The organism is Staphylococcus sp. EG-SA-18, from assembly GCF_017151825.1.
Taxonomy (GTDB): Bacteria; Bacillota; Bacilli; order Staphylococcales; family Staphylococcaceae; genus Staphylococcus; species Staphylococcus aureus.
In genome coordinates, this window is sequence record NZ_JACYVY010000018.1 from 25,556 (window position 1) to 36,958 (window position 11,403).

General features: G+C 33.2%; 13 protein-coding genes. 7 read left to right on the forward strand and 6 right to left on the reverse strand.

The features are described from left to right. Positions 1-158: 158 nt before the first annotated feature. Positions 159-1,238 carry a YkvI family membrane protein gene (locus IDG66_RS05895; protein WP_001549787.1) on the forward strand — a complete coding sequence of 360 codons (1,080 nt, stop codon included), beginning with the start codon at positions 159-161 and terminating at the stop codon, positions 1,236-1,238. 104 nt (positions 1,239-1,342) lie between these two features. Here IDG66_RS05895 and mhqD read toward each other — a convergent pair whose 3' ends face one another. The 3 genes from mhqD to mhqR all read right to left on the reverse strand — a co-directional run bounded on the left by mhqD (position 1,343) and on the right by mhqR (position 3,437). Further along, positions 1,343-1,936, reverse strand: a complete 594-nt coding sequence (gene mhqD / locus IDG66_RS05900; RefSeq protein WP_103143650.1) for a methylhydroquinone degradation carboxylesterase MhqD — start codon at positions 1,934-1,936, stop codon at positions 1,343-1,345. Positions 1,937-1,966: 30 nt separating this feature from the next. After that, positions 1,967-2,926 (reverse strand): ring-cleaving dioxygenase MhqE, encoded by a 960-nt coding sequence (gene mhqE, locus IDG66_RS05905; RefSeq protein WP_000002678.1) that lies wholly within the window; start codon positions 2,924-2,926, stop codon positions 1,967-1,969. A 76-nt stretch (positions 2,927-3,002) separates the two neighbouring features. Beyond that, the gene (gene mhqR / locus IDG66_RS05910) at positions 3,003-3,437 is read right to left on the reverse strand and encodes a MarR family transcriptional regulator MhqR (protein WP_000376235.1); all 435 of its coding nucleotides are present in this window, start codon (positions 3,435-3,437) and stop codon (positions 3,003-3,005) included. 225 nt (positions 3,438-3,662) lie between these two features. Between mhqR and IDG66_RS05915 the strand changes: the two genes are divergently transcribed. Together IDG66_RS05915 and IDG66_RS05920 are read left to right on the forward strand one after the other, a co-directional pair. Next, positions 3,663-3,947 carry a GNAT family N-acetyltransferase gene (locus IDG66_RS05915; RefSeq protein ID WP_000067112.1) on the forward strand — a complete coding sequence of 95 codons (285 nt, stop codon included), beginning with the start codon at positions 3,663-3,665 and terminating at the stop codon, positions 3,945-3,947. Between the two features lie 173 nt (positions 3,948-4,120). Further along, a complete protein-coding gene (locus IDG66_RS05920; protein ID WP_000863975.1) occupies positions 4,121-4,927 on the forward strand; it encodes a VOC family protein in 807 nt (268 codons plus the stop codon). 120 nt (positions 4,928-5,047) lie between these two features. Here IDG66_RS05920 and IDG66_RS05925 read toward each other — a convergent pair whose 3' ends face one another. Next, a complete protein-coding gene (locus IDG66_RS05925; protein ID WP_000069098.1) occupies positions 5,048-5,719 on the reverse strand; it encodes an NAD(P)H-dependent oxidoreductase in 672 nt (223 codons plus the stop codon). A 269-nt stretch (positions 5,720-5,988) separates the two neighbouring features. Between IDG66_RS05925 and IDG66_RS05930 the strand changes: the two genes are divergently transcribed. Beyond that, entirely contained in the window at positions 5,989-6,981 is a 993-nt protein-coding gene (locus IDG66_RS05930) for a D-lactate dehydrogenase (RefSeq protein ID WP_000161533.1), read from the forward strand. 246 nt (positions 6,982-7,227) lie between these two features. On the opposite strand, the gene IDG66_RS05935 is transcribed toward IDG66_RS05930, so the two are convergent. Beyond that, positions 7,228-8,028 (reverse strand): Cof-type HAD-IIB family hydrolase, encoded by an 801-nt coding sequence (locus IDG66_RS05935; RefSeq protein ID WP_000237540.1) that lies wholly within the window; start codon positions 8,026-8,028, stop codon positions 7,228-7,230. Positions 8,029-8,348: 320 nt separating this feature from the next. Between IDG66_RS05935 and IDG66_RS05940 the strand changes: the two genes are divergently transcribed. Together IDG66_RS05940 and IDG66_RS05945 are read left to right on the forward strand one after the other, a co-directional pair. Next, positions 8,349-8,984, forward strand: a complete 636-nt coding sequence (locus IDG66_RS05940) for an ATP-binding cassette domain-containing protein (RefSeq protein ID WP_000773921.1) — start codon at positions 8,349-8,351, stop codon at positions 8,982-8,984. Between the two features lie 5 nt (positions 8,985-8,989). After that, positions 8,990-9,721 (forward strand): peptide ABC transporter permease, encoded by a 732-nt coding sequence (locus IDG66_RS05945; RefSeq protein ID WP_001793310.1) that lies wholly within the window; start codon positions 8,990-8,992, stop codon positions 9,719-9,721. 161 nt (positions 9,722-9,882) lie between these two features. Here the strand turns inward: IDG66_RS05945 and srtA are convergent, their stop codons facing one another. After that, positions 9,883-10,503, reverse strand: a complete 621-nt coding sequence (gene srtA, locus IDG66_RS05950; protein WP_000759359.1) for a class A sortase SrtA — start codon at positions 10,501-10,503, stop codon at positions 9,883-9,885. 193 nt (positions 10,504-10,696) lie between these two features. Between srtA and IDG66_RS05955 the strand changes: the two genes are divergently transcribed. Next, positions 10,697-11,188 carry a GNAT family N-acetyltransferase gene (locus IDG66_RS05955; protein ID WP_000621926.1) on the forward strand — a complete coding sequence of 164 codons (492 nt, stop codon included), beginning with the start codon at positions 10,697-10,699 and terminating at the stop codon, positions 11,186-11,188. Positions 11,189-11,403 lie beyond the last annotated feature (215 nt).

The following is an 11,403-nucleotide window of genomic DNA, read 5'->3' on the forward strand; positions in this document are numbered from 1 at the left end:
GCAAAAAAATGCAAAATCAACTAATAAATTAATGAAATGACCGACGCCCTCGCTTCTACTTCAATTTAACAAAATACTATATTAGTACTATATTTTTCATTAACATGTATGTTACATTTTCTATATTACTTAAAATTACGAAGGGACATTTTTAAATCATGCGTATCTTAAAAGAGTCCATTATTGTGGCATTTGCCTTTGTTGGTGTTGTCGTTGGTGCCGGCTTTGCTACTGGTCAAGAAATTTTCCAGTTTTTCACAAGTCATGGCGCATATAGCATTTCAGGCATTATTGTAACAGGACTATTGATTACTTTAGGTGGAATGGTTGTCATGCATACAGGTCATCATCTAAAGTCCAGAAATCATTCTGATTCAATTAACTATTTCTTATACCCCTCTATTGCAAGAGGTTTTGATATTATTTTGACAATGTTTATGTTGTCTTTAGCTATTATTATGACTGCAGGTGGTGCGTCAACCATTCATCAAAGTTTCAACTTACCGTATTGGCTGAGCGCACTCATATTAGTCGCCTTTATTTTAGCAACACTGTTTCTAAAATTCGATCGTTTAATTGCTGTGCTTGGCGGTGTTACCCCATTTTTAATTGCGATTGTCATTATGATTGCGGTCTACTATTTCACAACAAGTCATCTTGATTTTACTGCCGCTAATAATGATGCTCAGATTCATAAGCAGAAATCATTATCACCTGGATGGTGGTTTGATGCGATTAACTATGCAAGCTTGCAAATTGCTGCTGCCTTCAGCTTCTTATCAGTGATGGGTAGTAAAGTTAAATATCGTGACTCAACGTTATACGGGGGCTTGATTGGCGGTTTAATCATTACATTTTTACTCATGATGATTAACCTAGGTTTAATTTCTCAATTCGATAAAATTAAACACGTCGATCTACCTACATTAAAATTAGCGACACAAATGTCTCCGTCAATTGGTATTATTATGTCTGTCATTATGATACTTGTCATCTACAATACTGTTGTTGGATTAATGTATGCATTTGCGTCACGTTTCAGCGTTCCATTTAGCAGACGTTACTTCATCATTATTATTACAATGGCTGTCATCACTTATATTAGTACATTTATCGGTTTCATTTCATTAATTGGAAAAGTATTCCCTATTATGGGATTGTTCGGTTTCATCTTACTCATACCTGTACTCTATAAAGGTTTAATTAAGCGTATTACCGGCAAATCTCATATCGATTAAAATATCTATACTATTGTAAAATTTAGTACAACACTTCAAAATCAAAAAAGCGGGCAGATGAAAAGTAAAAATCTTTTCCATCTGTCCGCTTCTTAATAGAACTGTTATTTCCCAAGTATTTGTTGACCAGCCGTTAATCCAGTTTCTGTAATTTCATGACCATTCACCCAAACTTCTTCGACTACTGCCCCACGTGTCTTAAACAAGTTAATGACTTGTTCACTTGCAGCTAATGGCACAATTGGATCATGTTTCCCCATAGAAAGCAACACACTTACATCTGATAAATCCTTTGTTGACGTTACTTCAACTGGGTATAACGGTGCATATAACAATGCTTTTTTAAATGGTGCTTCCGAACGCAACATTAAGTTAATCGCTATATTTGATCCATTTGAAAATCCAACAAGTACTGCTTTTTCAATATCAAATTCATAACGTTCAGCAGCTTCTTTAATGAACGCTAACAATTCTTGTCCACGAAATTCCAAATCTTCTTCATCATAAACACCTTCACCAAGACGTTTGAAATACCGGTTCATCCCATTTTCTGAAACTCGTCCTCTAATACTTAACAAGTGATAATTTTCATTCAATGCTTCGCCTAATGGCAATAAATCGAATTCATCGCCACCTGTACCATGCAACAATATTAGCGTTGGCGCACCTTTTTGTCCTTCACGAAAAATATGTTCCATCACAAATCCTCCTCATTCCAATTAATCATGTTAACGCTTAGTATTAAATGGTCTTATTTCTGATTCTATATACTCTCTTTTATTTTCTAAAAATGGTGGCAATGATAAACCTTCACCTAATGTTTCATACGGTTCATCTTCCATAAATCCTGGTCCATCTGTTGAAATTTCTATTAAAATATGCCCCACACGTGCATATAATGCTTCAAAATAGAAACGATTAACGATGCCTGAGTTGTTAATACCTACCTCTTTATATTTCGTTGCCCACGCTTCTATTGCATCATGATCTTTCACACGAAATGACACATGATGTACCTCACCATAACCTTGACGTGCTGCTGGCCCTTTATCATCTTTTATTAAGATTACCTGGCCACCATTGCCTCCTTCGCCAACTTCAAGTAATGCGACATTATCTTCATGCGCAATAGTTGTCATACCGTAAACAGTCTCTAAAATATTTTTAAAGTCGTCAAAATAACTTACTTTAATTTCAATGGGTCCTAATCCATAAATCGCTTTATCTACTGGAACCGGTCCATTCTTCCAAGGTACACCAGGTGCTACCCCTTCATTTAACTCATCTGAAATTAATTGATACACTTGGCCATCGACTTCTTCAAATGGCAACACTTTTTTACCAAATAATTCTTGAATACCTTCGTGTTTAACACCAAATTCATCAAAGCGCTGTTCATAATACATTAATGCGTCATCGTTAGGCACTCTAAAAGACGGTCTTGTAATGGAATTTGTTCCTGCCTGCCCTTTTGTAATATTTGGAAAATCAAAGAACGTCATGTCTGTACCTGCCGAACCTACATCATCTGCAAAAAAAGTATGATACGTATAAATATCATCTTGATTGACTGTCTTTTTAACTAAACGCATGCCTAGTACTTCTGTAAAAAATTTATAATTACGTTCTGCATCATCTGTCATTGCTGTAACATGGTGAATACCTAATAGTTCATGATTATTTGCCATTTTATATACCCTCTTTGTCTTTTAGCATATTTATCTCGAAACCGAGATATTTTAATGTAAATTTTTAGTGCACGCCTTACACTTCTGTAGATTGTGCACTTAATTTCTTAAACGCTTGTTGTAAGATTGTTAATTCATCCTTTGTTAACACATCAAACGCTTTTGTTAATGTCTCAGCATGCTTAGGGAAAATATCTGCCATTTGACTTTGACCTTTTTCAGTTAAACAAGCCATATATACACGTTTATCATCTTTATCCTTTTCACGTGTAATCCAACCTTTGTCCTCTAATTGACTTACAACATATGAAATGCTGCTACTTGCAATTAATACGCGGTCTCTAATACGTTGAATTGGTTGCGGACCTTTATTATAAAGCAACTCGAGCACTGCAAATTCAGTAATATTTAAGCCATATCGCTTTACGTCTTCTTTTGTAATTTGCTCTAATGTGTCTAACGCCCTATTCATTCCGACAAAGACATTGAGCGATTGTTTCGTTCGATCCATATCATCACCAACTTTTTAATTTATTTCGATTTCGAGATAAATTATATAGCTAAATGAATTTAATGTCAAGATACGTGTTTTCATCTTCATTTCAAACTGCGCTTAATAAAAACGACTACATAAATGTGGCAATGTCGTCACATGACTGTCATGCACCTTTGACTTCGTTTAAGTTAAAATAGAATAGGGAAATACTATAATCAATCATGATAGGAGTTGATATGTATGAGTAACCTTGAAATTAAACAAGGCGAGAACAAATTCTATATTGGTGATGATGAAAATCATGCTTTAGCTGAAATCACATACCGTTTTGTGGATAATAATGAAATTAACATTGATCATACAGGCGTATCTGATGAACTCGGTGGTCAAGGTGTTGGCAAAAAACTAGTTAAAGCAGTTGTTGAACATGCTCGCGAAAATCATTTAAAAATCATTGCCTCGTGTTCATTTGCCAAACATATGTTAGAAAAAGAAGATTCATATCAAGATGTATATCTTGGTTAAATAAATTTTGCGATGGTGCAACTGTGCCATCGCTTTTTATTTGTACGAATCAATATAAAATTGCAAAACGACAAGTTATTTTGCATTTCAAACTTTATGCTATCAATTCATTTTCTTTTCTGGTATACTTTTTATACTAACTTATAGAAAAATAGAAAACGAGGCGATGCATAATGGCATTTCACGATAAAACAGCAACACAAGTGACAAACATTGAACTGAACGTAAGAGACTTAGACTTAATGACAACATTTTACAAAAACATTTTAGGACTATCCGTTAAAAGTTCTGACGATAACACAACCGTATTATCTGTTGGGACTGGTGGCCATACTCTAACGTTACATTTATTAGAAGACGGCCGTCAGACTTCCCCACGTGAAGCAGGGCTTTTTCATATAGCACTTTTATTACCAACTACTGAGGATCTAGCTAACTTCTTATATTTCGTGGCACAAAAAAACATGGGCATCGGCGCTGGTGATCATTTAGTAAGTGAAGCTTTATATTTCAACGACCCCGAAGGTAATGGTATTGAAGTCTATCGCGATAGACCTTCATCTTCATGGGAATGGCAAAATGGCAAAGTAAAAATGGATACTTTAGAAGTTGATAGCCAAACTTTATTAACACATCGTACTGACGAAGGTTGGCAAGGAATGCCAGCAAAAGGCATGATTGGACACTTACATTTAAAAACACATGATTTGGACGCAGCATATCAATGTTACATTGAACAATTAGGATTCCAACATGTGTCTGATTTTCCACGTGCGTTATTTATGTCAACGAATCATTATCACCATCATATTGCGGCTAACACTTGGCAATCCAATCAAGCAAGACAAAACAATGCACAAAGTTATGGATTAACACATGTTGATATTTATCAACCCGACGCCTCAACACATACATTTACGGCACCAGAAGGGTTTGACATCACAGTTCATTCAAATACTGACCTTGTTCCAGAAAAATAATCATCCATACTTTATTAATACAATTTTTTCACGCAAAAGCCCGCGATTCATTTATATGAACGCAGGCTTTTATTATTGCTAACTTTTTAATTATATATATTTAGACATGCTGTATTCTATTTATTCTTTTGGTCCAACCCATTCAATAACATCTTCATATGCTTGGCGTGTTTTATTTTTCGGTGGATCTTGTTGTCTGTAGCCAAATGCAACCATCACTGATAAACCAAATTGCTCAGTATCTAAGATACCTTTATTTGCTAAAATGTCTGTCACTGTATCCAGACTAAAACCTTCCATCGGACATGAATCAATACCTAACAATGCGGCTGTCGTCATCATATTGCCTAATGCGATATACGTTTGTTTACTTGACCAGTCATACAAGGCTTGATCATTATCAGAAATATGGAAATCTGCTTGGAATGCATCGAATTTTTGTTCAACAGCTGGGATCGTTTGTGCCTCATATTTTTTAATATCTCTTAACATATGTTGTACATACGGTGATCTTGACGTTACATTTTTACGCGCAAAAATTAGCACAAAATGGCTCGCTGTATCTAATTGTTTTGCTGCGCCCCAACTGTGCGCTTTTAATTCATCACGTAACGCTTGATCTTGAATCACGACAAACTTCCAAGGTTCTAACCCAAGAGAACTTGGAGACAATCTACCTGACTCTAATATTGTTTCAAAATCTTCTTTCGAAACTTTCTTTTGTGGATCGAATTGCTTAGTCGCATGTCTGAAATGAAATGCATCCATAATTGTTTGATTCATATTGCTCATTGAACGTAGCCTCCAATTTTTATATTTATTACTATACAAATTATACTTCATGTTTTAAAAAGACTAAAGTAATCCGTTTGCAATTCACTATAACTTGTGCACATGTTATAAGTTTTCTGCAATAAAACACACTTTTGAATTTTGGAAAATTTAGTGTTATAATATATTTGTGATATTTTTCACAATTAAATTGTGGCGTGATTTTAATGTACATAATCTTTAATTTCACTCATTTACTTTTCAATCTTTTAAAAGCGAGGTTTTTAATAATGACAAAAATTATGTTCTTTGGTACGCGTGATTATGAGAAAGAGATGGCATTAAATTGGGGGAAAAAGAATAATGTCGAAGTAACTACTTCTAAAGAGCTATTATCAAGTGCTACAGTCGATCAATTAAAAGATTACGATGGCGTAACTACAATGCAATTTGGTAAGTTAGAAGATGACGTTTATCCTAAATTAGAATCTTACGGTATTAAACAAATTGCACAACGTACTGCTGGATTTGATATGTATGATTTAGATTTAGCTAAAAAACACAACATTGTGATATCTAACGTTCCTAGTTATTCACCTGAAACAATTGCAGAGTATTCTGTTTCTATCGCCCTACAATTAGTGCGTCGCTTCCCAGATATTGAACGCCGTGTACAAGCACATGATTTTACTTGGCAAGCAGAAATCATGTCTAAACCAGTTAAAAATATGACTGTTGCAATTATCGGTACGGGTCGTATCGGTGCTGCTACTGCTAAAATATATGCAGGATTTGGTGCTACAATTACAGCTTATGACGCTTATCCTAATAAAGATTTAGACTTTTTAACTTATAAAGATAGTGTTAAAGAAGCTATTAAAGATGCCGATATTATTTCTTTACATGTTCCAGCGAACAAGGAAAGCTATCATTTATTCGATAAAGCAATGTTTGATCATGTGAAAAAAGGTGCAATTTTAGTTAACGCAGCACGTGGTGCAGTCATCAATACACCTGATTTAATCGCTGCAGTGAACGATGGTACTTTGTTAGGTGCTGCGATTGATACTTATGAAAATGAAGCAGCATACTTCACAAATGACTGGACTAATAAAGACATTGACGATAAAACATTATTAGAGTTAATCGAACATGAAAGAATTTTAGTAACACCACATATTGCTTTCTTCTCTGATGAAGCAGTACAAAACCTTGTTGAAGGTGGTTTAAACGCAGCATTATCTGTCATTAACACTAGTACATGTGAAACACGTTTAAATTAATATATATTTAAAAGCAAAGGCGCGCCATGTGCCTTTGCTTTTTATTTTGTATATCTGTATAAAAACCAGTTTGATTAAAATCCGCTTTATTTTATCATCTATTCAAATGATTTTAGTGCGCTTATTTTACTATGGCATTATTGCCTAACGTGTTTGAGATATATTAATATTTGATTATTCGTATTCAAAGTTTTCATTTAACATGTATTTAGTATCATAATAGCCGCTTCATTGATGATGTACTACCTACTTGTTCAATACTTCTTGTTCGATAATCGTTAAAACACCCTGCTTATCATTACTTGGAGCGACAGCAGAGGCAATCTTGAACAATTCTTCATCATGACTATTTTCCATCACATAACTATGCTTAGCGAACGCAAGCATATCTTTATCATTATTCGCATCTCCGAAGGCCATGAGCTCTGAAGAAGACATTCCCCATTTATCTAACAATCGTTTTAATGCCTGCCCCTTAGTCATGTTTGGCATAATAATATCAATGCTATCGTGCCCACTTGAGACAAGTTTAATATCATTGCTGAATTGCGTTGCTACTTCTTCGTCAACATTTGGATGCGTCTCACGATTAATATTAAATGCTATTTTGACATAATCATCCTCAGGTAATTGTTGTAGACTGTCAATTTCTTTTAACTGATGATAATAAAATCTCGTATCTTCTTTAAATGCTTCAGAAGTATGTTTTAAAATATACGCGCTTTTCAAACCACAGATGACGAGTTGATCAATACTTTGGTTCATATTTAAATAATCGACAACCTGTTGAAACACCTGACGATTAAAGCTTTTATAATTATATAACTCATTGCCATTATAAATAACTGCACCATTTTCAGAAATAAAATACATATCTCTATCCCCGAAAATAGACTTCAACTTCGCATATTGATTGCCACTCGCAGCAATAAATGTAATATCTCTATTTCTAAGTTCAGTAAAAATCGCTTCAAATCTTGATTTATCGTATGTCTTTTTCGAATCTAAAAACGTCCCGTCCATATCTACCGCAATAGCCTTAACCATGATTATCCTCCTCATTGCTCTTTTAGTCGTCTTCATTATATCCATCTCATGACAAGCAATGAAGTTTGTCATACCACAATGAACCTATATTCACATTTTGAAATTGCTTTCATATATGCAAAACACATTACACTGGATATAGCATTCAGAGGCGAACATAAATTTCAGAATATTGTAAAAATATAACGATATATTTATCATTTGGACAAAATATAGTGTGATATACTAATTTATAACATCTATACATAATGTGAAAGAATTTTTAAAAATACAATTAAATATCGGTGTAATAAATCCCTTTATACATAGGAGTTGTATACATGAAACTAAATAACTATTCTTTAAAAGTTAAAAACAAACAACTAGTTGACAATTGTGATTTAAATTTCTATCTTGGTCAGATCAATCACATTGTTGGTAAAAATGGTGTAGGAAAATCTTTATTAGCTAAAGATTTCTTACTAAATAATAGTGGAAATATCCCTAAGTCCATTTCTCAAAATGTAACCTTAATATCAAGTTCATCAAATATTCCTAATGATATAACAAAAGATTTTTTATTATCATTGTTAAAATCAAAATTTGAAAACAATCGACAAACATTCGATAAGATTTATAACATACTAAACATCGAAGCAATACCGTCTAACGTACTACTAAAAAACTTGAGTGATGGTCAAAAACAAAAGCTTAAATTATTAAGTTTCTTATTGGAAGATCATGATTTAATCATATTAGATGAAGTTACAAACGCTTTAGACAAGAAAACAGTTAATGAAATTTATGAATTTTTAAATGATTTTATTCAAAGCCATCAAACTAAAACTATTATCAATATTACACATAATTTATCCGATTTAAGTGCTTTGCCGGGTAAATACTTTATTTTTAAAGACCTTCAAATAGAAGAGTACCAATCAAAAGAAGAAGTCATAAATGATTACATTAATTTATAATTTAGGTGTCCACTTTGAAATTAGAATTTAAAAAAAGTATTTCCAATAAAATTATTTACACGCTTGGTGTGCTATTCATATTCCTTTTCTTACTTGGGTATTTTTTACCAATAGGAATAGACAAAGTTAAAAGTTTAAGCTATAGCCAGTTTTTCTTCAGTTCATATACTGTTGCAACGCAATTAGGGTTCTTACTATTTTCATTTGTTATTGCATATTTTATTAATAAAGAGTATTCGAATAAAAATACCCTGTTTTATAAATTGATTGGCGATAATATCTTTACCTTCTTCTATAAAAAGGTAGCAGTGTTATTTTTTGAATGTTTAGTGTTCATAATTCTAAGTATCACAATTATTTCAATTATATATTCGGATTTCTCACATTACTTACTATTAATAATCTTATTTTCACTCGTTATCTTACAATATATCTTAGTTGTTGGAACGATTAGTATGGTTTCACCTAATATTTTAATCAGCTTAGGTATCAGCATTGTATATTGGATTGGTTCAGTCATCTTAGTTGCCATTAATAAAAATATATTTGGTATCGTTGCTCCATTTGAGGCGAGCAATACGATGTATCGTGCCGTAGAAAAAATATTGAATAACGAGTCAACATTTATGTGTCCTACTGAAATTATAAATACAGTATCATTCTTCGTTCTTCTATTTATAGTTAATACTATTGTCTTATTACTAAGTAGAAAGAGATGGTTGAAAATCGGTATGTAGTACATAAAAAGGAGCGGCATCCATTGTCGCTCCTTTTTATTATGTATTTTTACAATCTCCACCAATGACACGTCGTCATTGCTACCTCATACCAAACAAAAAAACAGTCTCGCAATCAAGACTGTTTTCCACTCAATATATTCATCCATTAGCGTAATAGATTATTTGACTTCTGTAGCTACAAAGATTTTACGTTTTTCCCAAACGCCTGTCTTTTCATTGTAATCATCACAAGTAATTAATGTTAATTGTTTATCTTTACCTTTTTGTTCATCTAGAACTTCTACATCTGTAGGCTTAACATCTCTTATACTTGTCATTTTATACTTACGTGTTTCATTACCAACTTTAAAGTACACCATACTACCTTTTTTGGCTGCTTTAAGATTTGTAAATTGATAGTTCGGACGGTCAATGAAAGTGTGTCCTGCAATTGAAATATTTTGATCATCTAGTGATTCGTTTTCTTCTGCAAAGCTTACACCTCTATTTAATTGTTCAGGTGTTGCTGGTCCTGGATATACTGGTTCTTTAATATCAGCATCTGGAATTTCAATATAGCCTGCCACTTTCGATTTATCTTTCGGAATTTGAGGTTTAGCTTGCTGCTTTTTATCTTTACTCGCCTGTTCTTTTACATTTTTATCATATTGTTCAATCTTTTCATCTTTATCTTTATCGTGAAGATAATTATCGATATGTGGTTTAGCAAACAAATATGCTGCCACTAGGATAAGTACCACACCAGCGATTGTCATTAATCGATTTGTCCATTTTTTCATACGTTAAGGCTCCTTTTATACATTTCACAATGCCTGTTAACATTTCATATAGTATACCATTAATTTCAAAATGACTCATAGCAATTCATTTTATACTATAAAATTTACATGTATACTTTTACGTTAGATTTCATTACACATATTTGCATTCAAATAACGAAACGCTTTTAATAATTACTAAGGGGGAATTGATATGATTAGATACGCTAAAAAAGAGGATTTAAACGCTATATTAGCGATATACAATGATGCCATTATCAATACTACAGCTGTTTATACTTATGAACCACAAACCATAGACGAACGTGTCGCATGGTTTGAAACGAAACAACGTAAGCATGAGCCTATCTTTGTATTTGAGGAAAATGGAAGTGTCTTAGGGTTTGCGACGTTCGGTTCGTTTAGACCTTGGCCAGCATACCTATATACAATCGAACATTCTATTTATGTCGATGCTTCAGCTAGAGGAAAAGGTATTGCTAGTCAATTACTACACCATTTAATTGTTGAAGCAAAAGCTAAAGGTTATCGTGCGCTAGTTGCAGGCATTGATGCTTCCAACAAAGCGAGTATTCAGTTGCATCAAAAGTTTGCTTTTAAGCATGCCGGCACACTGACCAATGTAGGTTTTAAATTCAATCAATGGTTAGATTTAGCATTTTACGAATTAGATTTACAAGACTAGTAATGTTTGAATCACATAATATAAACAAGACAACCATGTTAATTCCCTTAACATAACAAGCCAACATATAAAATTTTAAACTTCTCAGGGGAGTGGGACAGAAATGATAAAGAGCCACTAATGATTTATTATGTAGTGGTTCTTACACATTAGCCACAGCTAATGTGTACTTAAAAATAGGAATACATGAGTAAAACTCATGCATAAGAAATACT